Origin of the sequence: Oscillatoria sp. FACHB-1407 (genome assembly GCF_014697545.1) — a bacterium.
GTDB lineage: Bacteria > Cyanobacteriota > Cyanobacteriia > Elainellales > Elainellaceae > FACHB-1407.
This window is the reverse complement of record NZ_JACJSA010000011.1, coordinates 110,244-134,896: the sequence shown is the minus strand read 5'-3', so window position 1 is coordinate 134,896 and position 24,653 is coordinate 110,244. Positions and strand designations below refer to the sequence as shown.

The window sequence follows — 24,653 nt, the reverse complement described above, 5'->3', positions numbered from 1 at the left end:
TCTGATTAAACTCAAACCTTATTTCAGGCGAAATGCTGGTTGCTCAGGATAATTGGTGAAATTGGTTAATTTGAACACCTATAACATCAGGTATACACGGTTTTGTAATATGCCTGATATTCCTCCGATAGTAAGGGTTGCCACCAATTAGAATTTGTCAAATACCACTGCACAGTGCGGCGTAATCCCTCCTCTAAGGTAACAGAGGGTTGCCAATTTAACTGAGTTCGCAGTTTGGTGGAGTCAATGGCGTAGCGGCGATCGTGCCCTGGGCGATCTTTGACAAAGGTGATCAATTGCTTTGCCGGATGGACAGGCAACTCTGGTGATAATTCATCCATCAGATTACAGATCATTGTCACCAGGTCAATGTTTTTGACTTCGTTGTTACCACCGATGGTGTAAGTCTCCCCCGGAGGACTGTGGTGCAGAACTCGATCCAATGCGCTGCAATGGTCTTCTACATAGAGCCAATCCCGGATATTCTGCCCATCTCCATACACGGGCAGAGGTTTTCCCAGCAGAATGTTGATGCACATCAGGGGAATCAACTTTTCGGGAAAGTGGTAAGGACCGTAGTTGTTGGAGCAGTTGGTAATGAGGGTCGGCATTCCATAGGTATGGAAGTAAGCCCGCACCAGGTGATCGCTGCCTGCTTTCGAGGCAGAGTAGGGGCTATTGGGAGCATAGGCTGTTCTTTCGTTGAAGGCGGAATCAGTTGACCCTAAACTGCCGTAGACCTCATCGGTTGAGATATGGAGGAAGCGATCGCCCTCTGGCTTACCCCGTTCTACCCAGTGATGCCGAAAGCTTTCTAGCAACGTGAATGTCCCGACGACATTGGTTTGGATAAACGCATCTGGTCCCAAGATGGAGCGATCGACGTGCGACTCTGCGGCGAAGTGTACCACCGTATCGATGGCTTCTTCCGTGAGAAGTTGGCTGACAAGGGGGCGATCGCAAATATTCCCCTTGACAAATCGGAAATTGGGACGGGTGTCTAAATCTGTTAAGTTGTTGAGATTACCAGCGTAGGTCAGTGCATCGAGCACGATGACGCGATCGCCCGGATAGTGGTTGCACCAGTAGTGAACAAAGTTGGAGCCGATAAATCCTGCTCCGCCTGTGATCAGAATGGTGTGGGGTTGCCTTTGTGCAAGGGTCATAGCGTTCTAAGTAGTTTGAGTCACGTTCAGCCAAACACAAATCATTCAATCATTTCGATTTGACTGTCATCTCCAATCATGAATCGCAACGCTTTAGGGCGTTGAGGAGCTTCTTTAATTTGGGCTCGTCGCCCGATTAAGCTATCGACAATGCGGTGACGAACGCCCGTCACGTTTGCACCTTCTAGCAAAACACTGTGTTCCAGGTCGGCGTGGATCAGTGCCACCTCATCCGCAATACTACTGTAGGGACCGATAAAGCAGTTCTCAATGTGACAATTCTCCCCAATCACCACCGGACCTCGAATGATGGAGCTGATAACCTTTGTGTTTTTGCCAATCTGTACTCGTCCAATGATCTGGCTGCTGTCATCCACCTCACCATCATTGGCAGTGACCAGGCAAGTGTCTAAAATTACCCGATTCGCTTCTAGCAAGTCGTCCTTCTTTCCGGTATCAAGCCACCAACCTTGTATCTGTCGGGCTTCTACGTTGTGGTTGTGCTCAATTAAGTATTGAATTGCGTCGGTGATCTCCAGTTCTCCACGGGCGGAGGGCTGAATGTTGGCGATCGCCCCATGAATCGTCGCATTGAAGAGATAAACGCCAACTAACGCCAAATTTGAGGGAGGGTCTTTGGGTTTCTCGATCAGTTGTAAGACCCGTCCTTTTTCGTCTATTCTGGCAACTCCAAAGGCAGTCGGGTTAACCACAGGGCACAACAGGGTTAGTGCGTCCAGATGTTTAGATTTAAACTCATCCAGAAAAATAGTGAGGTCGCTTTGCACCAAGTTATCACCCAGATACATGATGAATGGCGAATCTCCCAGGAAAGGCTGCGCGACTTTGACAGCATGGGCTAACCCGGCAGGTTGATCCTGAAGGATGTAGGTAATGTTTGCCCCAAACCGCTCTCCACTTCCCGTTTTTGCCTGAACCTCTGCCCCCGTTTCAGGGCTGATAATGATCCCGATATCTACAATGCCTGCGGCGACTAAGTCCTCAATGCCATACCAGAGGATGGGTTTGTTAGCGACTGGCACCAGTTGCTTTGCCCCCGTGTACGTGAGGGGGCGAAGTCGTGTTCCTTTGCCACCAGCGAGAATGATTGCTTTCATAAGGGTTCCATGAGGGAAAGAGCAGTAGACATCAATAATTGGGTGTTGTTGAAATTGGGTGTTGCTGATCCAACATATGAATTTCGGAGGAGCGTTTCGCGAAACACCCGCACAGCAGCGGTCAGGTTTCGAGAATCGTATTTGCATTCAGCAACGCCGAAAATGGCATGTTGGCTAGAGCAAGCAAGGGGATCGTGAGGATGGGGGCATAGGGGAACTCCGACATTCCTTAACTCGCCTGGGAGGTGCTATAGAATGCTTTGGACAGTTGTTTGAGCATCTGGCGTAGCGAGTGCCGCCAATAAGGAGCAGGGCTACCCAAACGAGCAGATGTTTTGTGACCCGACAGAACGGAATAGGCAGGGCGAACCGTTGGACTGGGATAGTCCGCACTGGAGATTGGGATGACCCGTTGGATTTTAAGTGGAAAGCCCATTAACGCCGCTTCTTCAAATATGGCAACTGCGAAGTCATACCAGCTAATCGCACCACTATTGGTGTAGTGATAGATGCCGATTGGCGGGTTGGGCGAGTCAGGACGGAGGTGAAAGGCAAATTGAGCGATCGCCTGAGCCAGATCGCCCGTCCAGGTCGGACAACCCACCTGATCCATCACCACTGACACCTCCTCCCGTTCGGCTCCTAATCGCAACATCGTTTTGACAAAGTTGCCTTTGCTATTGGCTCCATAGACCCAGGCTGTTCGCAAAATCGCATGGCGATCGCACATCTGTCGCACCCCTTGTTCGCCTAACAGTTTGGATTGACCATAGGCGTTGATCGGTTTGGTAATGTCGTCTTCTAGATAGGGCGTGTTTTTCTTCCCATCAAACACATAGTCAGTAGAAATGTGAATTAGAGCCGAGCCAAGATTTTGGGCAACTTCAGCCATCACGGTTGGGGCTATACCATTGATAGCATTCGCCCGTTCTAAGTCAATTTCAGCGCGATCGACCGCCGTGTACGCTGCCGTATTCACAATGATCGTGGGGCGAATCTGCTTGAGAAGCTGACAAATCGCAGATAGATTTTCGAGATCTAGCGTTTCTCGCCCAACGGCACGCACTTCCCCCACAGCCATTAACACCGGGAGCAGATCATGCCCCAACTGCCCATGTTTACCTATTAAAAGAATCCGCATCACACATACACCTCAGCATCTTTCAAAGGGACTGCGTTTTTGTCTTTAGGAGACAGAATCGGGGATGTCGTAAGGTTCCAGGCGATCGCTAAGTCTGGGTCATTCCATACAATGCTGCGTTCGTATTGAGGGGCATAATAATCGGTAGTTTTGTACAACACTTCAGCCACCTCTGACATCACTAAAAACCCGTGAGCCATACCGGGGGGCACCCACAACTGACGTTTGTTCTCAGCACTTAAAACACAACTGACCCATTGCCCAAAGGTGGGAGAACTGCGACGAATATCAACTGCCACATCTAAAATTTCTCCCACGACGACACGAACGAGTTTTCCCTGAGGATGTTGAATTTGATAATGTAAGCCACGCAAAACATGTTGTGTTGAGCGTGAATGGTTGTCTTGAACAAAGGTGAAGTTGAGCCCAGTTCTTTCTAAAAATTTGCTTTGATTAAAGCTTTCCAAAAAGAATCCACGCTCATCTTCAAAGACTCTAGGTTCAATCACTAAAACATCGGGAATAACAGTAGAAATTACAATCATCTCAACCTCTGAGATTCTGCAAATGTTCAAATGAGTTACTAAATCGTGACAACTTGGGGACGCGGAGACTGCCTTGAATAATTGACGGCTCGTCTCAAGGTAACCAGCGATCGGTTGTAGCCCAGGGTTGCCCGTAGCAAATTGACCTGTGCTCGCGTTAACTCCGTCTGCGATCGCAACACATCCGTCTGCGTCCCCACCCCTGCTTGAAACCGCAAACGTGCTAACCGCAACGCTTCTGTTGCCTGGGCGATCGCCAATTGAGCTGTATTAATGTTGTTTTGGTTGGCTTGTAAAGACAGGAATGCCTCTTCAACTTGAAACCGAATTTGATTGCGTGTATCTGCAAATCGTTGTTCTGCAATGAGAATGTCTGTCTCCGATTGATCGGCTCTTGCCCTGGATGCACCCCCATCGAACAATTGCCAGCTCATCTGCACTCCAAAACTATAGGTTCCATCAACGTCTTCATCCCGATTCAGGACATCAGACACATCGTATTGAGCAAATAACGACACTTGAGGACGGTTTTGCGCCAGTTCCACCCGTCGCTGTTCCTGATTGATCTCCCGTTGCAACAGTTGTTGTTGCAGTTCTGCTCGATTTTGAAAGGACAGCACGATGCTATCCTCCAGGCTCAACTCCCAGGCTTCTGTCGGTGCTATGGGATCAGCCGTGGCAATGTCAACTTGAGAAGCGAGATTGAGTCGTTGGGCTAACTGGCGTTGTGCAGTGCGTTGAACACTCAATGCTTGAGTGAGTTCCTGCTGAATGTTGGCAAGATTCACCTCAGATTGCAACACATCAAAACGGGTTCCGACTCCCGCCTGTTCGAGTGCTTGAGTATCTCGTAAGTTCTGCTGTGCCTCTACCAGCGAGGCTCTGGCAATGCGGACTTGCTCATCTGCCTCTTGCAGGTCGTAGTAATCTGAAGTTACATCCAGGCGTAACTGTTCAGAAACCACCTCCACCTGTAGCTCCTGCAAACGGACTCTAGCCTCCGCCGCACGAATTAAAGCCGATCGCCGCCCACCCGTGTAGAGATCGTAATCAAGCCGCAGCGTGCCTTGCACGTTAATATCTGCGTCGTCCTGTTCTGGTTGATCTTGCTCCGGAAGAAGTTGGGATAGTTGGTCGGTTAAGCTATTTTCCTGAGTTTCTTGAATTGTCAAACCTGACCGAAAATCAAGGGTCGGTAACAGGGCTGCTCTGGCTTCTCGTACAGCCGCTTGATTTCTCGTCAACTCCAGAGTAGCAATTTGCAATTCGGGATTATTCCGAAACGCTAACTCCACAGCCTGTTCCAGGGTGATGGCTTGGGTGTCAACAATTCGCACCTGTTCGGGTTGAGTTGGGACAAAGAGGGGATTGCTATCAGGATCGAGAGGTGTGGATGCAGAACTCTCAGATTCAATAGTGTCAGATTCAACGGTATTAGCTTCAACAGTATTAGCTTCAATAGTGTCAGATTCAATCGTGTCAGATTCAATCGTGGGAGTTGCTTCATCAATGGGTTGTGCTGTCTCAATGGCTTGATTTTCTACAGATTGAACTGTTTCAAGGATTGGATCACTTTCAATGGCAGAACCCACTTTTCTCATCGGTGGTACTTCACCGGGGGCGATCGCCCCTGTTGGTTTTTCTATAATGACTTCTGTTGACTCTCGTGCAGACTGTGATGTGAGCCTTGTTAACCGAACAGATCCTTCGACTATAAATTCAGCAGGATAGAAAGATATTTCATTCGTAAAAGAAACAGGATATATTCTCTCAACCATTCTTTCTGGTGTGTGTTGCTCAACACGAGATTGAGTCTCTGTTGCAACCAATCGCTTTGCTGAGATAGATACAGCATCCTCATCACTAGAAGAGACATTGGGTGATGGAAGCGCATCAGCAGATCTGGAAGGAGCAGTGGTGATGAAGGTACCAATACCAATAGCGATAAGTGGATAGGAAATGTGTCTGTTCATATGGCTCTAGAGTCTGGATGCGTTTCAATCACCGCACCTCACCAGGGTGTATCAGTTCGGGGGATGCGGAAAGAACTTCAATGATGGAGGTTTAGCTGAGACAGATGGTAGATCGGGAGAAATCGCATTGGAGGATGTGGTATTGGGAGGCATCAGTTCAGGCGATATCAGTTCGGGGGATGTAAGTTCGGCAGATGCAAGCGGAGGAGGGACTTCAGGAGATGGCGTTGCTAAAGCAGGTGGAATAGTAGGTGATGCAGTTTGGGTAGTTGTAATTGCAGCATTTAATTCCGGTTGACGTAGTTGATCTGGTGCGTCACTTGAGAGGCTTTCTACACGTTGAGGAGAGGTGGACACTGGTGGTGCAGGTCTTATAGCAGGGGGATTTGTTGTCAGGCTGTCTTGCAGTAGTGCGTGGTATTCAGTCAAAGTACTTTCCACTAATTGCTGAGTTTTCTGAGACGAGGAAAACTCAACTGAGTTAGAAGGTTCTGGTATGGTAGGAACGGTAGGTTGGGCGATCGCTGCTGTAGGAGTGCGGCGATCTGGAGTTGGGGCTGTGATGTCAGGTGAGGTGGCAGGTTCAACGACAGGATTGACCTGGACAGTGGTTTGATTGGTCAGCAAAGAGCCAATACCACAGGTTGCCATCAAACTCACTATGCTGGTGGCAGTCAGTTTTGCAGCTAGAAATAGGGATGTTTGTTCAGGGGTATCCGTTACAAATTCTTCATCTGATACATCATTAAAAGAACTATCAAAGGCATCACTAAAGTGATTGGCTGGTGTGCCATCGATGCTTGCCATATCTTGTTTTATGTCTTCAGAAAGTGCTGTCGTTGCCATAGGATTGCTTCACTTAATATGAGATTGCTGCACACCATGCTCAACTGTTTATGTTTCAAGTGGGCCGCTCCGTTCGCCTAAGGAACCGTGTTATCAGTCCTGTTTACTTCTTGCTCTGGTGAGTGAACAGGCTCTCTCACTTGAATCTCAGCATCCACTTGGAGATTGGTGAGTGCTGCAACAGCGTTACTCTGGTCGAGTCGAATTCGGACTTCAATAATGCGCCTATCCACATTGGCAGTCGGGTCACTATCCAACGCTTGATTCCTTAAAACCTGTCTGCCAATTCTATCGACCTGCCCCGTTAGAGGCGTTTCAAGAGTACCGTTGCGATCGCTAATGGTGGCTCGTTGTCCTACAGCAACCAAACCGATATTGGCTTCATCAACTTCGGCAATCACATACATCTGGCGAGTATCGCCCATTTGTAAGATGCCCTGATCACTAATTGTTTCACCCGGATCAGTGATGACGTTGAGCACCTGACCCTGCCGGGGTGATCGAATAATGGTGCGCTCTAACCGTTCCTCTGCCAGTTGTAAGTTACGGGCAGCCACCTCAACTTGAGTTTGTAGTTGCGATCGCGCCAGATTAGTTTGGGCAGAGCCAACCTGAGCGATCGCATTGTTAACGGCAGTATTTTGTTGAGCAATGTATTGAGCCATCGTGGTTTGAGCGCGGCTCAACGTTTCCTGAGCATCCCGCACTTTAGTCATTTGTTCATCGAGTTGAATCCGAGGAATTGCCCCCTGCTGATACAAGTTCTGATAGCGGGTTAAGTTAATTTCTGCCAGATCGAGTTGTGCTCTCGCTTGATCCACAGCATCCTGTTGAGCCTGGATTTGCAGGGATTGGGGGCGATCGACCTGCTGTAAACGAGTCCGTGCTTCCTGAATTTGAGCTTGGCCAAAGCGAGTTTCAGCCCGTAACTGATTCCGTGCCTCAATTAATTGGCTTTCGGCATAGTTGCGCTCGGCTAACCGCTCATTATAGGCATCTAAATGAGCTAAAACGCTGCCCTTCTCAACAACATCTCCCTCTTCAACAAAAAGCTCCTTAACCTTCTCGCCCGTTAAACCTGCAACGTTAATCACCTCGCCTTCTGGCTCGATTCGTCCCAACGCCACAACGACCGTTGGTTCAGAGGGGATGTCTGCCGTCACTGGAACGGGAGCCTGTTGCAGCGATCGCCACTGCAACACCGTCAATCCTCCGCCAACCCCAGTCGTGATGGCTAAAACAAATCCAAGGGTTTGCCCGATTTTTTGATGAAGTGGCTTGAGTTGTACAGATCCTTGACGGCTCATGCTGGTTTTGCTCCTGGAATAATTAGGCTCTTAAGTAAATGCAGGTTTAACAACGGTTTCCAGTAAGGTGCGAGTGCCTCCAATCATGTGTTGAATATCAGCCGGATCAAGTTGTTCTGGCTGATTCATCACCACTTTTTCTCGTAAACTCAACCAGAAACAAATCTGTTGAGCGGTTGATGAATCAATCACTTTGACATCTTCCAAACCATTGATGAGGTGATTGAGTTGCTCAAAGTCATCCGCGCCATATATTGACATTGATTGAAGCTTTTCTCGCCCTAGCAGTCGCAGGATGCGCTCTAAAACAGCACTCACCAATACAACAGAGGCTACAGAGTGAATAATGCTGATATTCTCTTCTGATGTAGAACGGTGAGTATGGTGTGAGAGAAACTTTTCTGCTTGATTGACCAGATCCGTGCCAATTTCAGTTTCAGCCTGAAACACTAAATTCCGTTTCAGATTTTGCTCCAGAATATCCATAAATGATTCTAGAAGTGAGAGATAACCCACGATTTTGTCTTTTGCATTGTATGCAACTGGTTCAACATCATTGGATGTTGTAGATTGCGAGTGGGTTGGTGGATAGCCTTGGTTTAGCTGGCTTTTAGCCTTTGTTAGAGATATTGAGGAATGGGTGGTAGGTTGAAAGGTGCCCTGATTACAAAGCAGTTCATCGAAGCGATCGAAATGGGAGGCAAGTAGTCGCCTGGATAGCATAGATTTGCCTTCAAAAGCTTGTGAGGTGAGTGGAATATCTCGTTACGCTGCAAGACGAGGGAAATACGAAGAGCTAATCTTGAGCACCCCATGCTTAAAATCAATGCTTTCTATAACTCTTCAAACATCTCTATTTTGCTACTGTTGAGATGTCCAACTTAGTTATACCCAACTGCATATCAGTTCTTACCATCACTTTCAAAATCACTATAACAAATCTATTTTTGACAAAAGAATTCTTTGGAACCCATTGTTATAATCTTTAGTCAATTTAGAATAACTTGAGTCTGGTTTTTGACTGGTTGGAAGTGTGTTGAGATTCTGAGATATGATACTTACCTTACAGTCACTTACATTCTAGTAGAGCAACCTCCAAAAAAGTAATATTACCTGTTTGATCATGTAATATTGAAACCTTACTTTTAACTAACTTTTGTTCTGGACAACCTTCTAAAAATCCATTTAGATTGGATGAAGATTAGCAGTTCTGTACTGTATTGATCAGATTACGAACGAAAGCTCATAGGTGGACACAGTTCTTTTTAAGCACGTAGAGCCAATTTAATATGAAATCCAAAGAACCTTCTGCCCACACAGCGGATGATAAAAGATTTAATTTCTGATGTTTAATTCTGCCAGTTACTTAGTACTGCTATTCACAGATAGGGTTTGGAAATAAAACCAGGGGGTGTGAATGCATGTTTAGCACTCATCAAGTCCCGTTAGCGTGGCTCAACTTGATTCACAATCGAGCGCAGTTGATGACTTCGCTGGCGAGTGTTGCGTTTGCAGTGCTGCTCATGTTTATGTTTACCGGATTTAAGAACGCACTGTATGACAGTCAGGTGCAATTAGTTGAACACCTGAATGCTGACCTGGTGATTATCAGTACTTTGCGATCGCGTCTGGCAGCAGCTGAAACATTTCCCCTGAAGCGGCTCTATCAAGCCCAAAGTTTTGGGGGTGTGGAGGCAGTTTATCCACTGTATATTCAATTGGCTGATTGGAAAAATCCAGTGACCAAGATGGGGCGTACCGTGCGCGTACTCGCCTTTAATCCCTCTGATGCAGTGTTTAATCTTACGGAGGTGCAGACTCAACGCGATCGCTTGTGGTTGACCAACACCGTTTTAATGGATCGGCGATCGCGCCAGGAAGTCGGAACGGCAACGGCAGGTGTAACGACCGAGTTGGCAGGACGCAATATTAAAGTGATGGGCGCATTTACCTTAGGAACGGATTTTTCGTCGGCAGATGGCAATATCATCACAAGTGAACAGACGTTCCTGAATATCTTTGCACCGTTTCGCCCTCAAGCTACCGAGGGTGTTGATATTGGATTAATTAGAACCATTCCCGGAATTGATATTCATCAGTTTGTGTTAACCCTGCGTCAACATCTTCCGGATGATGTTTTTGTTCTAACAAAAGCCGAATTAGCCCAACAGGAACGGACGTATTGGCAAACTAACACGAGTATTGGATTTGTATTTACCTTGTTATCAGGAATGGGGTTTGCAGTCGGAAGTGTGTTGGTTTATCAAATTCTCTACACCGACATTGCAGATCACGGGTCAGAATACGCCACGTTGAAAGCGATGGGATACACGAATCGGTTTCTATTAAGTGTCGTGGTGCAAGAGGCACTGATTCTCTCAATCCTGGGTTTTGTCCCCGGATTGCTTGTAAGCGCATTGTTATATCATCTTGCGGCTCAGTCAACAGGCTTGCTGTTTGCGCTAACGGTGGAACGAGTATTAACGCAGTTTGTGTTAACAGTTCTGATGTGCTTAATATCGGGTGCGATCGCCGTTCGTAAAGTACAGGCAACCGACCCCGCAGAAGTGTTTGGCTAATTCTTTGCAAATAAATCGCTCATGCTTAAGAACCGAATGCCTTCAATGCAGGCACGTTCAAATCGTCCAACTCTTGCAGTACACATTCGCCATTTGAACTATTATTTTGGGCAGGGCGAACTCCGCAAGCAGGCGTTGTTTGACATCAATCTCAGTATTCCCAGAGGACAAATTGTCATTCTGACAGGCCCGTCTGGGTCAGGTAAAACGACGCTGGTCAGCTTGATTGGGGCACTGCGAAGCGTGCGGCAGGGGAGTCTGCAAGTTATGGGTCGAGAGTTGTGTGGAATGAACGATGCTCAGATGGTTGACGTGCGCCGTCGCATGGGTTTTATTTTTCAGGCTCACAACTTGTTTGAATCATTGACAGCCACTCAAAACGTAGAGATGGCTGTGCAACTCCATCGCAATACTTCTGCAAAACGGGCGCGGGCAGTTGCGATGTTGCAACAGTTGGGGCTGGGGCATCGAGTGGATTATAAGCCTGATTCTCTCTCAGGTGGGCAAAAACAACGGGTAGCGATCGCCCGTGCCCTGGTCAATCGTCCTCAACTGATTCTGGCAGATGAGCCAACGGCTGCTCTGGATCAGCAATCGGGACGCAATGTAGTCAATTTATTTAGAAAGCTGGCATCCGAGCAACAAAGCACGATTGTTATGGTGACTCACGACAACCGCATTCTCGATATTGCTGATCGCATTATTCACTTAGTCGATGGTCGTTTGGAATCTGAGAGGCAATAACTCATTAAGCCGTTGGCATGTTGTCGCACAAATGGCGATCGCTCTCTGAAATCTCTGGGCTGGTTTTAAGGTAGTCTTCAACCCACTGACAAGCATTGTGTAAAACGGTATTCATTTCCAACACTTGATCAACGTTCCATAAAATCACGGTTCTATCCGTGCTGGCTGACGCTAAACGCTTGCCATCTGCGCTGAGGGCAAGATGCCAGACTGAACCTTGATGAGCGTTTAACGATGCCAGAAGGCGACCTTGAATCGTCCAGAAGCGAATCGTTTTATCCCAACTACCGGAGAGAATGTGTTGGCCATCGGGAGTGAAGGTAACTCCTTTGACGCCACTGGTATGCCCCTCGATGGTTCTGAGCAATTTGCCGTCTGTGTTCCAAAGTCTGATCGTATGATCGTGTCCAGCGGATGCAATCAGTCGCCCATCCGGACTAAAGGCAACGTCATTGATCTCGCTGTCGTGTCCACGCAACGTTTTGAGCAACCGACCGTCAATACTCCACAGCTTCACTGTTTTATCCCAACTCCCCGTTGCCAGGGTTTGCCCATCGGGGCTAAAGGCGACGGGCCAAACGGCGGCGTTGTGTCCATGCAGCGTTCTGAGCAGTGTTCCATCCAGGCTCCACAGTTTCACGGTGTGATCCTGGCTTGTGGAGGCGATCGTCTGACCGTCCGGGCTAAAGGTAATACCCCAAACGCTGTCCTGATGACCTTCCATGCGTTTGAGCAGTGTGCCCCGGTTGGCATCCCACAGGTTGACAGAGCCATCCGGGCTACCTGACACAATTTCGGTACCATCTGCATTAATAGAAATTCCGATCGCCAAACCATTGTGATCAACCATCGTATGAAGCTGTCGCCCAGATTGATCCCAAACCCGAATCGTGTTGTCCTCACTGGCAGAGACAATTTTGGTGCCATCTGCACTGATATCGACTGCCATGACAACCGTGCGGTGTCCCAGAAAAACTTTCAGCCAACTCCCTTCTAATTTCCAGAGGCGCACCGTTCCATCACGACTGGCAGATGCGATCATATTGCCTGCGGGATTGAAAGCAACCCCAAAAATCTGATCTCGGTGCCCCTGAAAGGTTTGGATGTAGGAGCCATCCGATCGCCACAGTTTGACGGTGGTATCCCGACTGGCGGATGCGATCATTTCTCCCGTGGGGCTAAAGGCGATCGCCTGTACCCAGTCTTCATGCCCTGTCATAGTGTGCAGGAGGGTACCATCTAGTCGCCACAGCTTCAGCATCCGATCGTGTCCTGCCGAAGCAAGGGTTTGACCATCGGGGCTAAACGCAACCGCTTCTACCCCATCCTGGTGCCCCTCTAGCGTTCGGAGCAGCGTGCCATCCGTCCGCCACAGGTTGATCATGCCGTCGAGACTGGCTGAAGCGAGGGTCTGACCATCGGGGTTAAAGGCGATCGCCAGCACGCTATCCTGATGTCCTGTGAGCGTGCGAATCAGAGTGCCATTGAGTTGCCAGAGTTTAATGGTTTGATCTTGTCCGGCGGAGGCAATCACGCTACCATCGGGGCTAAACGCAACCGCTTCTACCCCGTATTGATGCCCTTTCAGCGTGCGTAAAAAGGTGCCATCGGGTTGCCAGAGGTGAATCATGCCATCAAGACCAGCCGAGGCAAGGACTGAACCATCGGGGCTAAAGGCGACCCCCTTCACCCAGCTTTGATGTCGATTGAGCGTTGCCAACCGCGTCCCATCTGTTTTCCAAATCACAACAGTATTGTCGGCACCGGGCGACGCTAGCTGGGTGCCATCGGGGCTGAAGGCTACACCAGGGATAATGGCGTTGCCAATTAAGCGATTGTGTTCCTCCGCTCGATAAACGGCTTGCCGGAGTGCCTGATCCAACCGAAAGCGAGTGGATGGATCAGTTCTACTCAATCCCTCCAGTTTTTTCCAGGAGCGTAGAGCAGTGAGCAGTGCATCTAACCGCTGATTGGAGGCAAATAAAGCCTCTGATGAGGTAATGTTGGCTTGCAGTTCGCTGTTCGCCAATTTGTGATTTTGGTCGAATGCTACTGAACCAAACGTCATCGCCAGCATCAGCGCAACGCTAATAATAGCGATCAACAGTTTTTGACGATTGTTACTTTTGCGCTCTAGAATCAGTCGTGCAGTGACCGCTCTGGCTCGTTCTGCTTCCAGTTGGGTCTGGTGTTCGGCTTGTTCTAAGATCTGGCTGGCAGCGAGAAAGTGATAGTCTAAGTTGCTTAAGCGATGATGCGCTGCCCAGGTTTGAGCATCCTGTAAAGCCTGTCCCCGTAAGAGGCGAGAACTGTCCTGGTAGTCAGACTTGATCCAGGCATCCAGTAAGGCTGAATAGGGACGTAGCCCTGCCAAATACTTTTCAATTAACGGGGTGTTAAAAACTCGTTCGTAAATGCGATTTCTAACTTTTAAGTACCCGTCCTGTTTAACGACTAAACCGGATAGTAAAAGCTCAACCTGCTCGCTACTGTCATCCGCTGCGATCGCCCCCTGTTCTAAGATCTGCTGATATAAACCCAACACAATGCCCGCTTGCTTTTCATCGCGCAACAGGCGATCGCGAATCGTTTTGAGGTGCTCTGGTTCGTCCTGAGCCTCCCAGTTGTCAATCATGTTGGACTGCACCACACCCGTCACCAGTGCCGTCTCATCCATCCAGGATTGAGGTCTGAGCGTGGCATCTAAGCCGCGATATTCCTGAACCACGAGTTGACACAGTTTTTGCGTTAGAAAAGGTTGTCCGTTCGTCCAATTTAAGATCTCGGTTAGAACTTTTTCAGGATACAGGCAGCATTGCTCCAGTCCCGGTAGCAAAGGCTTAGCTTCATTAAACTGAATACCGTGTAGTTCGATCGCTCTGCCGATATTGAAGGGAGTGCGGGTGCGATCGCTGATCAACCCAGACGGGGTTGCTACTCCAAACAGAGCAAAGGAAAGTCGCTGAAAAGCCGAATTATCTGAGCGGTGGTTGTGGCAGAAGCGCAACATCGCAAAGAAATCATCCACCGGAAAATTGAGACTTAAAACGCTATCAATTTCATCAATAAAAATAAAAATTTTCTGCTCAGGGATTTGTCTGAGAATGACGTCTTCAATAAAATTGCTCAACCGTTGCACTGGAGAAAATGCGTCACCGTTCTGCCAGTGAGTTTTAAAGGAAGCCATGTCCTGCATATTGAAACTGCGCCACAGTTCCGCCGCAATCCCTTGATACCACTGGTCAACCGTTGTGGTTTCGCTGCCAATGCTGGTCATATCAACCGATGCACAGCGAAAACCCGCCTGCTGGAGCCGATGTTTGGTATAGACGCGCAAGCTGGATTTACCCATTTGTCGGCTGTTGAAGACGTAGCAAAACTCCCCAGCCAGCAATGCCTCATACAGTTCTTCATCTGCCTGCCGGACGACATAACTGGGTGCGGTCAGTCCTAAACTGCCTCCAACTTGATATTCATACGGTGTCATGAAGCTACCCGTGACCAAAACGATGGCTTGTATAGCAACGGTCGAGACAGTTAATACAAGGAGGGTGCGAGGTCTGCACCCCAGCCAGGGGTTCCACCCCTGCACTCCGTTCTAACCAATCCCTCGGTTGCGATATCTATTAGCCCTAAACGCGCAAACGGAGGTGTACTCCGGAAGAACACACCCCCTGTTAAGCATTTGGTTGGTAGCAAAGCCTTACGGTTAGGAGTGCGTTAGGGGTGTTGTGCTGATGGCACTGACTGAAAGCGGACTGTATCGACCGGGAGCTAAGATTTCGTCGGGGTCAAGCGATCGCTTAATTTGGTGGGCTACGTCCCAAAAGACTTGTGATCCCTGAGCTAAGGCTTGCATCGATTGAGTCCCTACCCGATAGGGGATGTAGCCCTGCTGCATGAGTTGATCAAAGAGAGCGTGATAGCAGCGAGTTGCCTGTTCTGCCTCTACGAGATTTTGTTTGTTGTAGGTGATGGTGATGATGCCACAGAGCGATCGCGGGTTAATGGCACTGAACGTAATTTGAGGTTCAAACTGATAGCGTTCAAACTCCGGCTTCACCAGATCCAACACCTCTAAAACGGCTTCCCCCGTCATCGGCAGCACAGGAGCTAACCAGAATAGCCCCCAACCATTTTCCAAAGGGTCAAGGTTATTGTCCTGAACGGGATTGGGCGATCGCCATCCAGCACCCTTGAGGTAGCGAGTGGTGGGAACTCCCGTCAGCAAATCGAGGGCAGATTGGGCAGCCGCAATGCGATCGCCCAGTTGTTTGAACATGCCAAACGGTTGTCCTACCTTGACTACAGTACGACCCAATTCCAGGAGGGCTTCATCAAAAAATTGAACCTGGGCGATTCCTCGTAATCGCCGCTTAATTTCCGCACGGGCAGCCGCAACCGTATGGTGAGTGCCGTATAAAGCTCCTGAACCCGTCCAGGCTCCAATGTTTAACTGACGACACAGGGCTTCGCGCACCGGGTCGGGTAGGGGCGTTTTGCCATTGGTTTCCGTCCAGGGATACTGACTGCCGGAGGAGATTACCCGTAAATCATTGCCAATATGAACTGTACTTTGCAAAATTCCTGACAACCGTAGCTCTCGCAGGGCTTCGACTAACGGGGCAATTCCCGCTTCATCTGCAACCGAAAAGACAACGCCTTGCATACAGGCAGGCTTGGGCAGCAACCAAACACCCATTCGGGTAACAATGCCCAAATTAGATTGGGTGAACAGTCCGTCTAGAGCGGGACCTACCCCTGCTTTGTAGAGGTACGTCGCTTTTGCCTCGTCATAATGCCCAAAGCCCGTTGTGAGAATGCGTCCGTCAGGCAACACGACTTCATATCCCGCTGACATCTGGTAATGATCGCCATAGGGCGTGTGCCCAAAACCCCGCTCCAACGTATTGCCTAAGATGCTGGTTTCAGGTCCGGCTCCGGTGACATCCATCCAAAGTGATGTGGATTTCAGGGCTTCGTAGAGTTGCCCCTGAGTTACCCCCGGTTCAACAACCGCGTAAGCCAGGGTTTCGTTAATTTCGAGAATGCGATTCATGCGGCTCAAATCCACGATGACCTGACCCCCTGTAACCGCGCAGGCATCGCCATAGCCCCAGTTTCGTCCGCGACTGATCGGGTAAATCGGCACGGCATACGTTGCGGCTGTCTGCACGATCGCACACACCTCAACGGTATTAGCTGGACGGAGAATGGCGCGAGGTTGCGTGCCCTGGGGTTGGGTGCTGCGAGCGTAGCGATCGAGGGTGGCGCGATCGCACAAAACGGATTCTTCCCCAATCTGTTCTTTCCAGGTTGCAAGGGCTTGGTCAAATTCCATGATCTTGTCTCCACATATAAAGCCAAAATTCATTCCCGCTATAGGATGGTTTATTGATGGATAAGAGAAAGTCAATTGTAGACTTACTACATCATTTCAACTTGCGAACAACTAACCAAAAACTCAACAACGAGAAACTGATGAGCACAATAAAATCAACAATGATGCGATGAGTTAGTGGTTCTAAAAGTGTTTGTTTAAGAGCAGATGCTGCGTAGGTTGCAGGGCTAAAACACCCTACTATTTGCACCACGTCTGGTAAACGACTGACAGGTAAGAGGACAGGTCCAACAAACAACGCCAGCATCGTGACCAGCAGCGTTAATCCGCCCCCCACCTCTGGGTTAGGAGCATTTGCGCCGATCGCAGCTCCAACTCCAGCTAACGGCAAAACACAGAGTGGAATCACCAGCACAATCAATGGGTGAAGGTTTAAGGGTAAGTCTAAAAACCAGGTGCCAAAGACAATGGTGACGAACAAAGACGGTAACGACAGCAGAAAAAACGCTAGCACCACGGCAATGATCAGCAGCGATCGCCGAATGGGGAGCGTAGCGTAATAATCTAACGCGCCAGAGAAGCGCATATAGGTGAATCGGGTAGACACATTTCCCAGGTTGCTAAACATGAGAGACATGACTAAACTTCCCGAAAGAATGGCATTAACGGCTTCAACGTCATTTCTGGGAGCAAAACTACCTAAAGCAACAATGCTCAACACGGGGCTAATCGTTGCGGTTAATGCCATCACCTGCCATGACCAGCGCCAGTTGCTCAACTCCATACATAGCAAGTCAACCAGTTGGGGTAAGGGGGGTAGGGGTTTACGAGTTGCTAGCATAGTGGAGATACAGGTCTTCTAAGGTGGCGGAATAGAGGCGAAAATCGTCAATTTGAGTGAGGTCAAGGCGGTTTAGCGTTGACTCAACTTGATGCCATTCCAGAAACGCTCGCCAGTGTCCCGGAGCAGGGTGATCACAGGTCAGGTCTGCGGGCAGGGTGGGTGGATGCTCTGGCTCAAAGAATAGCTCCAGGCGTAACAGGCGATCGACCTGGCGTTTCAGATCACGCGGACGACCGATCGCCACTAGCGTTCCGGCTCTCATAATCCCCACGCGCTGGATAGCTTTCTCGGCCTCGATCGCGTCATGGGTGATAAAGATAATCGTGGTTCCCTGTTTCTGGTTGAGTTGGCGCAGATTATCCCATACCAGTTTGCGCCGTTGTGGATCAAGGTCGTTGGTCGGTTCATCCAAAATCAGAACAGGCGGAGAACCTGCCATCGTCACCGCTAATCGCAGTAATCGCAGTTGCCCGCCGGATAGCCGAGCCGCAGGCTGATCGCGCAACTCAACCATCTTCCACTGATGCAGCAGGCGATCGCATTCCTCACGGGCGTCTCGACGGCTCATTCCCCGTAAATGCGCTGTAAAGTAAAGGCTTTCTGCGATCGTTAAATTCTTCACAGCACCGCTTTCCTGCGGCATATAACCGACATTCATTCTGACAACATCGGGAATCGTCGTGATGTCTTTACCTAAAAATTGAATGGTTCCGGCACTACTGGTTAACAAATTCACCATTTGCCGAACCAGGGTACTTTTTCCTGCCCCGTTATCGCCCAGAATGCCGAAGATTTCCCCTTCCTCAATTTGTAGGGTAATGCGATCGTTGACGGGTTTGGATTGTCCCGGATAGGTTTTAACAAGATCTTGAATATCGTAAACTAACATGATGCTTTCAAAATAATCTTCTGATTCGCTTTGCAGGAACGCCCGCCCACAATTCTCCGTTACCGATCACAGTCCCTTTCGTTACCACTGCTCCTGCTGCCACAATCGCGTGATCTTCAATTGTCACACCTGGCATAATAATAGCTTTTGCCCCTACCGTAACGTGATTACCGATGTGGATAGCGGCATGGTATAACAAGCGATCGCTCTCAATCGCATGAGCAAACACAACGCAGTCATGCCCTAAAAGTGAGTGGCTTCCTATTCGCGTTAATGGTGGATCGAGAATTGCGCCTGAACAGTAAGAATGTTTACCAAAGGTTGCACCCAGAAGCTGGTATATCAAACGCCTGAGTGGAATAGGAATGACGTGAGTTTTTGTGAGGGAATTAAAAAAGATCAGGTAATTTAACAGATAAAAATGATAAGTAAATTCGAGTTTTGATCCGGGTTTAATGACACCTTCATGCAAGGGAAGAAACATCAGAAAAATTCTATAGATTAGAATCAGCAGACTGTACAAGATAGTTATAAATAGAATAGCGACAACAATACTGGTCAACTCTCCAAAGGAAACATAAGAGAGACAGAAATAAATAATTAATACTGTAGCAATCGCAGTCAGTCCAGATGTGAAGCTGAACAGTAAAATTGCGCGAGTACTGATAAACGTCATGTTAATTCTTAACCTACTGATTCAAGAGAAATTGTTTGCTGGTTGAAAATGCTCTGATTGATCACAGGTTCTCCAGTCCAGATGGCTTGTTCTACAATGTCTGCGGCTCTTGTAACCCCACCACTGGCAGCGATCGCAGCTTTAGCGAGGAGTGCTTTTTGCCCGTAGGATCGCAGGGTTAGAACTTGCTGGATTGCAGACCGTAAACCACGAACGCTGAGGCGATCGCCTGGAATCACCTCTCCTACCCCCGTCCAGCGAATTCGGGCAGCAATTCCGGGTTGCTCGAACGCAATGGGAACCGCAACCATCGGCACGCCATAGGTCAACGAATCCAGCACGGTATTCAATCCCGCGTGGGTGATCGTCAGGGTTGCTCTGGCGAGCAGTTCTCTCTGAGGCGCATAGGATACTGTCAGGGGAGAACCCGGCAGAGCAGCAGCTTCCTTGTCACTGAGGCTTCCACCGTGTGTCAATACCAATTGAGCCTTCAATCCCTCACAGGCAGCGGCGATGCAGGTGAATACCTGTTGATTTTGCATCAGTGATCCCAAAGAGGCATAGATGAGCGGTTGTTTCGTCAGTTGGGAGAAGGGAAACGAGCAGATCTGAGAGTAGGGTTGGGGGTGGGGCGATCGCAAAGGACCCACGTAATGAAAATGTCGCGGCAATTGTGACCGTGGAAAGTCAAACACAGAAGGTTGTTGGCTAATCTGCGCCAATTTGGAATTGGCGTAAAGGATTTCCCCTTGTGGCAGAGGAGGTAGCTTCCATTTGCGTCGATACGCCGCTAGAACTTGGCTATAGGGACGGCTGAGCGCGTTTACGCAGCCATGCACCATCCGATTGCGGAGTCGTGCCCATTGCGTTTTCTCGTAGCTCCACAGCGTAAATACAGGCGGAATATCAGGCTCTCGCTGCATCATTAAGCCATTACTGACCGATACGAAGGGAAGCCCTAAATACTCTGCTACAGTGGCTCCAGCAGGCTCATTCTGGTCAACAATCAGAGCATCAATGCCGAGGTTCTGAATTGCAACTGGAAGGTCACGACAAAAAATTGCGGCGACTCGCTGCTGTTCCTCAAACCAATAACGGGTTGCGGCAGGTTCTCGCAAGTTTCGCAAGTTCGCAAAAAAGTTGGCTGAGGTGCCGGGGGGATAATCAGAAGGGGCGATCGCATAAAAATCACAGCCACTGGCTCGAATTGGGTTTTCAAAATCCAGCACTTGCAGAAATGTCACGCGATGTCCTCGCTGCTTTAACTCCTGCCCTAAGGCCATCATCGGATTTAAGTGGCCGATCGCCGGAGGACAGGTAATTCCAACGTGAATACGGGCTGGATAAGACATGGGTAATTAAAAGAATATTGACGATGTTGTGGGTGAGTAGTGGATAAGAGGATGTCTGAAAAACCTTGAGATTCTCCCTAACCCTCCTCAATGAGGGAATCAGAGCGGAAGTCCGCTTTTTAAGGACTTTACGGGGATTTAAAACTTCTGCTAGCCATCGCAGGATTTCTCAAACATTCTCTAAAATGCGCCTCAATAAAATCTGCTGCCCGCACTGGACCATTCCACTGGTTGAGTTGTTGTTGAAATGCTTGTGCGGCTTGTCGGTAGCTAGATTGGTTAACAACCTCTTCAAGTGTTGCAATAACTTGGGAAAAGTCTTTCCAGATTCGTTTGTGAGACAGTCTCTTGCCCAGTCCGAGTTGTTGAACCCGTCGAGCGTTGTAGTCTTGCTCATTGTGAAATGGAATGGCAATCACAGGAACGCCATGTCTCAGGGCTTGATAGACGGTGCCATTGCCCCCATGACAGACAATGGCATCGCAATGGGGAAGTAATAAATCGGCGTTGATGTATCTCTCTACAAAAACATTTTTGGGTAGGTGAGCCGGAGCTTCATGAACCAACTCTCCAGCCGCAATGGCGATCGCAAAATCTGAGCGTTCAAAAACCGATAAATATTTGAAAAACTCTTTGAAGCCACCGCTGCCTAAAACAAGATAAGCCCGTTTTGGGTAAGACTTAAATTGTTCTAGAAACTGGGGTGCTGGCAAACTGCTTTGCCAGGTGATTGGACCAACGTAATGAAAGGTTTGGGGTGGATTGTGGAGAGGCGTAAATTCGGGAATATCTGCAATCAGCGTTAAATCTTTGCCCTGGGCAACCTGATAGGCAAAAGCAGGTTCCAGCCCGTAGTTTCTTTGAACGGTCTGAATGCCCTTCAAGGCGGTGTTATAGACCTGTCGCTCAATCTTAACTTGGGTTTGGTAAAGCAAGGTGTTGAGAGGTGCAGGCAACGGGTATCCAACGCTGGAACCCAGCAGTGGAAGCAGTAGAGGAAATTGGCTGTAGTTTGTAACGTGGGCGTTGACAACCGCGATATGGGGCAAATTGGCTATAGCAGTTGAAATAGAAGCAGTTCTGCGATCGTCTGTCAGCACTAGATCAGGCTTGATTTGCTGGTATAACGTCAACTCCGCCTGAACATACGCCTCCATTTCGGAAGCATTACCATACAACAACGAAAAATTTGTAGTTCGGAAAGCATTGATTATTTGCTCAAAGGGAACATCCAGTAACTCTAAAACTGTAAAACTTTCATGCCCGACAATATCGAGGCATTTACCCTCACCTGCAAAAATAATTTCATGGCCTCGCGCTCTCAAAACTTTGGCAATTTCAAGTAGACGGCTGACATGGGCAACTGAATTTCCGTAGGGTAATGCCAGAATTTTCATAATGGTTGGTGTTATTTAAGGATAGGGTTAGACAAATGGGGTCAGGAAAAGGGAGCAACTGCGAGATAGGTCATCAATGTTTAAGGATCGAAAACAGAAGCTCACTTTCTGCGGCAAGCTGCCCATCCACCTCAGCCAAAGCTTTCATTTTTCCAAAACGATTTTGTCTGATATGCATTAATTCAGCTGTCATCACAAGCTGATCGCCAGGGCGAACCGGGCGACGAAACCGAGCTTTGTCGATTCCTGCAAACACAAAAATTCCTGTTTCTATACCGGGTAGCTGTGTCGTGACAAAGCCTCCCACTTGAGCCATTGCTTCTAGAATCAGGACACCCGGCATGATGGGGTAGTTGGGAAAGTGCCCTTGAAAAAACGGTTCGTTGATGGTGACATTCTTAAGTCCCGTCGCCCGTTGCCCTGGAATGTAGGCAATAATGCGATCGACTAACGCAAAGGGATAACGATGGGGCAACAGTTGATAGATCGATTCAGCCGAAATTGGCAGGGTTGGATCACGGGGTGAATCTCCAAACGGCGTTGGAGGACTGGCATTGACTGTAGCAATCATGGCTCTAGAATGGATAGCTTGGCTAAGCAGACCTAAAAATTTGTTCAAGGCGATCGGAGTAGTAGGAAAGATGCAGTGCTTTGATTAAATTGAGCGTGTCGCGGGTCGTTCCTCTAAATAAATCTGTTTTTTGTTGGAAGAAGTAATGTAGAAGTTCTTCACTCCAGACATTAACCGGACTTCTTTTTGCAGGAAGATGAATGCAATCATGTTGATGCATTGTATAGAAATAGTAGAGGTTGTTTTGTAGGGGCAAGTCTTGATATACACTGCGATATTGTTCTTTTGCAGTTCTCAGATCGAGTCGCAAAAGGACTGCTGGATTGTCATTCACACTCTTGAGGGATTTGACTTCGCCAATCTGCTCAAACAACAAGATATCTATGTAAAACCGCTGATGTTTTGGATTGACAGTAATCACCAGGTCATCCACACGAAGGTATTCAGTGGCATACAAGAACATAATCTTGTTGAGATGCAATGGAATGCTAGAATCCCTGAATCGAAAATCAGGATTAGAAGCTAATTTACCCACCTCTGCGATACGCCGATATTGATGACGGATGTGATCCGCTTCTGATTTGTAGATAGTGTCTAGCGGCAGTCCTAATGCTGAATCGGGAAATAGTGATGTTGTTGCCACTACTTTGTCGCCCTGCATTCCCACAAAGGTGGTAGCCGTGGGCAGTGCATCCATCAAACATACTCGAATACCAGATGGATGAGGTTCAATGTAACCTTCTTGGGCGTAAGCATCATGAACCAACTGAAATGCTTGTTCCAATTCTGACTTTGTCTCTGCTATTTTGAAGATCAGATCACCAGAGATATCGAATTTAATCTTGATCTTCTCTCTTAATTTTTGAGCATGGGAAGATTGCGGAAAAGCCATCCATTGCTTTTTCATGTGCCTTTACTCCTTATTCAATTGGTAGGAATGTCAAGCGTTTCTACAGTGACCTAAATGAGGGTGAGATGATTTGAAGGAGGGGAGTGTGTCCCAGCCTCGTGCCTCACGTATCGTTTGGGATTGCTATAGATTGAAAAATGACAGTCTGTTCCCAATAATCAGTCTGGACTTGTTAACCAGAAGAGTTTGGGCGATCGCCAATATTGGTAGTTTGCACACTAATAAAGCTGTTTTATGAGGGTCTGAGTTTGGTGAAGACTTAACTTTGCCTGACTGTTTTAACTAATCCTTTAGGAAATACCGCTCATAACATAGCTACAATTTTAGTCAAGCTAATTGGAAACACGCCAGTAGAAAATACGGAGAAAAAGGAACGAAAAATAAGTTATCTTGAGTCCCGAAATGAAGTTACTTTTGATGAAGCGTGAATTACAATAGTGAAAATTCCTGTTCTAAAGTAACTTCTTAATTTGTAAGTTGATAATCAGTGCCAGTGTAGTTATTGTCTACATCTCACGCATCTGATAACAAAAATAAAGGTTCTTTCTATTTAAAGTTATGTCTAAACTCGATCAAGTAATATTGCATGTAATATTTTTGAGATTATTTTTTGGCTCACTTAATACAAAGCCTGACATTAATTATCCGAAGTTATAAAAAAGGAATACTAGTCTCAATAAAATATAGCTTTAGTCAGAAAGCTTAAAGCAAAGGCAATAGTTCAAACCTTGTACTGGGAAAGCTTCCTGACTCACCTCTGCCCCATCGCATGTGGCTACAGCTATAGAATTCAGGAACGCTGAAAGAAGTTCAGTTTTACTTTGTCAATTTGAGAAAGTAGTTGTCTCACGCATTGATGCAGAGAGATTTCATTAACTGGGTAAAGTACTTGAAGAAGTTATCACCTAATTCACCAAATGAAACTCAAAAGTAATTTGAGAAGAACCATGATATCTCTCAGTACCTCTGCAATTTTACTATTTAGCCTGGCCTGTGGGGGAGTGGCGATCGCTACTCTCTTCCTGACTCACCTCTGCCTCGCTCAATTCTCCTTCGGAGACTTTACTGGTGTCGTTGCGATTGGGCTATTCATTATTAGGTAGTGTTTCAGATCTGTTGCCACTAACCTCCTGTAGTCCCCCTTGGTAAGGGGGACTACAGGGGATCTTACAGAGGTTATCAACAGGTTTGGAACACCACCGGGCCAGATGTGTAGCTCTAAAAAATTGAATTGGTATAAGCTTTCTGACCAAA

20 protein-coding genes are annotated in these 24,653 nt (G+C 47.9%); 3 read left to right on the top strand and 17 right to left on the bottom strand.

Annotated features, from left to right (window positions below; genetic code table 11):
• Positions 1-86: 86 nt before the first annotated feature.
• From rfbB to H6G89_RS18880, 8 genes are all read right to left on the bottom strand, one after another.
• Positions 87-1,166 carry a dTDP-glucose 4,6-dehydratase gene (gene rfbB, locus H6G89_RS18915; protein WP_190509253.1) on the bottom strand — a complete coding sequence of 360 codons (1,080 nt, stop codon included), beginning with the start codon at positions 1,164-1,166 and terminating at the stop codon, positions 87-89.
• Positions 1,167-1,207: 41 nt separating this feature from the next.
• The gene (locus H6G89_RS18910; RefSeq protein WP_190509251.1) at positions 1,208-2,284 is read right to left on the bottom strand and encodes a glucose-1-phosphate thymidylyltransferase; all 1,077 of its coding nucleotides are present in this window, start codon (positions 2,282-2,284) and stop codon (positions 1,208-1,210) included.
• 229 nt (positions 2,285-2,513) lie between these two features.
• On the bottom strand, positions 2,514-3,425 hold the full coding sequence (gene rfbD, locus H6G89_RS18905; protein ID WP_190509249.1) for a dTDP-4-dehydrorhamnose reductase: 912 nt from the start codon (positions 3,423-3,425) through the stop codon (positions 2,514-2,516).
• Positions 3,425-3,970, bottom strand: a complete 546-nt coding sequence (gene rfbC / locus H6G89_RS18900) for a dTDP-4-dehydrorhamnose 3,5-epimerase (RefSeq protein ID WP_190509247.1) — start codon at positions 3,968-3,970, stop codon at positions 3,425-3,427. The genes rfbD and rfbC overlap by 1 nt, the downstream gene beginning before the upstream one ends.
• A gap of 38 nt (positions 3,971-4,008) precedes the next feature.
• Positions 4,009-5,943, bottom strand: a complete 1,935-nt coding sequence (locus tag H6G89_RS18895; RefSeq protein ID WP_190509245.1) for a TolC family protein — start codon at positions 5,941-5,943, stop codon at positions 4,009-4,011.
• A 51-nt stretch (positions 5,944-5,994) separates the two neighbouring features.
• Complete coding sequence (locus tag H6G89_RS18890) at positions 5,995-6,789, bottom strand: hypothetical protein (protein WP_190509243.1); 795 nt, start codon at positions 6,787-6,789, stop codon at positions 5,995-5,997.
• Between the two features lie 77 nt (positions 6,790-6,866).
• Positions 6,867-8,096 (bottom strand): HlyD family efflux transporter periplasmic adaptor subunit, encoded by a 1,230-nt coding sequence (locus tag H6G89_RS18885; protein ID WP_190509241.1) that lies wholly within the window; start codon positions 8,094-8,096, stop codon positions 6,867-6,869.
• A 30-nt stretch (positions 8,097-8,126) separates the two neighbouring features.
• Positions 8,127-8,819 carry a hypothetical protein gene (locus H6G89_RS18880; protein ID WP_190509239.1) on the bottom strand — a complete coding sequence of 231 codons (693 nt, stop codon included), beginning with the start codon at positions 8,817-8,819 and terminating at the stop codon, positions 8,127-8,129.
• 698 nt (positions 8,820-9,517) lie between these two features.
• On the opposite strand from H6G89_RS18880, the gene devC reads away from it, so the two are divergent.
• Entirely contained in the window at positions 9,518-10,675 is a 1,158-nt protein-coding gene (devC, locus tag H6G89_RS18875) for an ABC transporter permease DevC (RefSeq protein WP_190509237.1), read from the top strand.
• Positions 10,676-10,720: 45 nt separating this feature from the next.
• Positions 10,721-11,419, top strand: a complete 699-nt coding sequence (locus tag H6G89_RS18870) for an ATP-binding cassette domain-containing protein (RefSeq protein WP_199336802.1) — start codon at positions 10,721-10,723, stop codon at positions 11,417-11,419.
• 4 nt (positions 11,420-11,423) lie between these two features.
• Here H6G89_RS18870 and H6G89_RS18865 read toward each other — a convergent pair whose 3' ends face one another.
• From H6G89_RS18865 to H6G89_RS18825, 9 genes are all read right to left on the bottom strand, one after another.
• The gene (locus H6G89_RS18865) at positions 11,424-14,906 is read right to left on the bottom strand and encodes an AAA-like domain-containing protein (RefSeq protein ID WP_190509233.1); all 3,483 of its coding nucleotides are present in this window, start codon (positions 14,904-14,906) and stop codon (positions 11,424-11,426) included.
• 222 nt (positions 14,907-15,128) lie between these two features.
• Positions 15,129-16,760 (bottom strand): FAD-binding oxidoreductase, encoded by a 1,632-nt coding sequence (locus H6G89_RS18860; RefSeq protein ID WP_190509231.1) that lies wholly within the window; start codon positions 16,758-16,760, stop codon positions 15,129-15,131.
• 91 nt (positions 16,761-16,851) lie between these two features.
• Positions 16,852-17,601 carry an ABC transporter permease gene (locus H6G89_RS18855; protein ID WP_190509229.1) on the bottom strand — a complete coding sequence of 250 codons (750 nt, stop codon included), beginning with the start codon at positions 17,599-17,601 and terminating at the stop codon, positions 16,852-16,854.
• On the bottom strand, positions 17,585-18,493 hold the full coding sequence (locus H6G89_RS18850; RefSeq protein ID WP_190509226.1) for an ABC transporter ATP-binding protein: 909 nt from the start codon (positions 18,491-18,493) through the stop codon (positions 17,585-17,587). Before H6G89_RS18850 ends, H6G89_RS18855 begins: the two co-directional genes overlap by 17 nt.
• A 7-nt stretch (positions 18,494-18,500) precedes the next feature.
• Positions 18,501-19,169, bottom strand: a complete 669-nt coding sequence (locus tag H6G89_RS36135; RefSeq protein WP_305082316.1) for a DapH/DapD/GlmU-related protein — start codon at positions 19,167-19,169, stop codon at positions 18,501-18,503.
• An 8-nt stretch (positions 19,170-19,177) separates the two neighbouring features.
• Complete coding sequence (locus H6G89_RS18840; RefSeq protein WP_190509224.1) at positions 19,178-20,521, bottom strand: glycosyltransferase; 1,344 nt, start codon at positions 20,519-20,521, stop codon at positions 19,178-19,180.
• Positions 20,522-20,649: 128 nt separating this feature from the next.
• Complete coding sequence (locus H6G89_RS18835) at positions 20,650-21,918, bottom strand: glycosyltransferase (protein WP_190509222.1); 1,269 nt, start codon at positions 21,916-21,918, stop codon at positions 20,650-20,652.
• Positions 21,919-21,991: 73 nt separating this feature from the next.
• Positions 21,992-22,486: a 3-hydroxyacyl-ACP dehydratase FabZ gene (gene fabZ, locus H6G89_RS18830; RefSeq protein ID WP_375539701.1), complete on the bottom strand. Its 495-nt coding sequence runs from the start codon at positions 22,484-22,486 to the stop codon at positions 21,992-21,994.
• A 25-nt stretch (positions 22,487-22,511) separates the two neighbouring features.
• Positions 22,512-23,396 (bottom strand): N-acyl amino acid synthase FeeM domain-containing protein, encoded by an 885-nt coding sequence (locus tag H6G89_RS18825; protein ID WP_190509218.1) that lies wholly within the window; start codon positions 23,394-23,396, stop codon positions 22,512-22,514.
• A gap of 950 nt (positions 23,397-24,346) precedes the next feature.
• On the opposite strand from H6G89_RS18825, the gene H6G89_RS18820 reads away from it, so the two are divergent.
• Complete coding sequence (locus tag H6G89_RS18820) at positions 24,347-24,502, top strand: hypothetical protein (RefSeq protein ID WP_190509216.1); 156 nt, start codon at positions 24,347-24,349, stop codon at positions 24,500-24,502.
• The last annotated feature ends 151 nt before the right edge of the window (positions 24,503-24,653 follow it).

What these genes read in the sequence shown, in the direction of transcription:
- H6G89_RS18865 (WP_190509233.1), bottom strand. Translation starts at nt 14,906, where the DNA reads ATGACACCGTATGAATATCAAGTTGGAGGCAGTTTAGGACTGACCGCA.
- H6G89_RS18890 (WP_190509243.1), bottom strand. Translation starts at nt 6,789, where the DNA reads ATGGCAACGACAGCACTTTCTGAAGACATAAAACAAGATATGGCAAGC.
- H6G89_RS18855 (WP_190509229.1), bottom strand. Translation starts at nt 17,601, where the DNA reads ATGCTAGCAACTCGTAAACCCCTACCCCCCTTACCCCAACTGGTTGAC.
- H6G89_RS18825 (WP_190509218.1), bottom strand. Translation starts at nt 23,396, where the DNA reads ATGAAAAAGCAATGGATGGCTTTTCCGCAATCTTCCCATGCTCAAAAA.
- H6G89_RS18885 (WP_190509241.1), bottom strand. Translation starts at nt 8,096, where the DNA reads ATGAGCCGTCAAGGATCTGTACAACTCAAGCCACTTCATCAAAAAATC.
- rfbC (WP_190509247.1), bottom strand. Translation starts at nt 3,970, where the DNA reads ATGATTGTAATTTCTACTGTTATTCCCGATGTTTTAGTGATTGAACCT.
- H6G89_RS36135 (WP_305082316.1), bottom strand. Translation starts at nt 19,169, where the DNA reads ATGACGTTTATCAGTACTCGCGCAATTTTACTGTTCAGCTTCACATCT.
- H6G89_RS18850 (WP_190509226.1), bottom strand. Translation starts at nt 18,493, where the DNA reads ATGTTAGTTTACGATATTCAAGATCTTGTTAAAACCTATCCGGGACAA.
- H6G89_RS18820 (WP_190509216.1), top strand. Translation starts at nt 24,347, where the DNA reads ATGATATCTCTCAGTACCTCTGCAATTTTACTATTTAGCCTGGCCTGT.
- H6G89_RS18870 (WP_199336802.1), top strand. Translation starts at nt 10,721, where the DNA reads ATGCAGGCACGTTCAAATCGTCCAACTCTTGCAGTACACATTCGCCAT.
- H6G89_RS18860 (WP_190509231.1), bottom strand. Translation starts at nt 16,760, where the DNA reads ATGGAATTTGACCAAGCCCTTGCAACCTGGAAAGAACAGATTGGGGAA.
- H6G89_RS18840 (WP_190509224.1), bottom strand. Translation starts at nt 20,521, where the DNA reads ATGTCTTATCCAGCCCGTATTCACGTTGGAATTACCTGTCCTCCGGCG.
- H6G89_RS18835 (WP_190509222.1), bottom strand. Translation starts at nt 21,918, where the DNA reads ATGAAAATTCTGGCATTACCCTACGGAAATTCAGTTGCCCATGTCAGC.
- H6G89_RS18895 (WP_190509245.1), bottom strand. Translation starts at nt 5,943, where the DNA reads ATGAACAGACACATTTCCTATCCACTTATCGCTATTGGTATTGGTACC.
- H6G89_RS18910 (WP_190509251.1), bottom strand. Translation starts at nt 2,284, where the DNA reads ATGAAAGCAATCATTCTCGCTGGTGGCAAAGGAACACGACTTCGCCCC.
- rfbD (WP_190509249.1), bottom strand. Translation starts at nt 3,425, where the DNA reads ATGCGGATTCTTTTAATAGGTAAACATGGGCAGTTGGGGCATGATCTG.
- rfbB (WP_190509253.1), bottom strand. Translation starts at nt 1,166, where the DNA reads ATGACCCTTGCACAAAGGCAACCCCACACCATTCTGATCACAGGCGGA.
- devC (WP_190509237.1), top strand. Translation starts at nt 9,518, where the DNA reads ATGTTTAGCACTCATCAAGTCCCGTTAGCGTGGCTCAACTTGATTCAC.
- H6G89_RS18880 (WP_190509239.1), bottom strand. Translation starts at nt 8,819, where the DNA reads ATGCTATCCAGGCGACTACTTGCCTCCCATTTCGATCGCTTCGATGAA.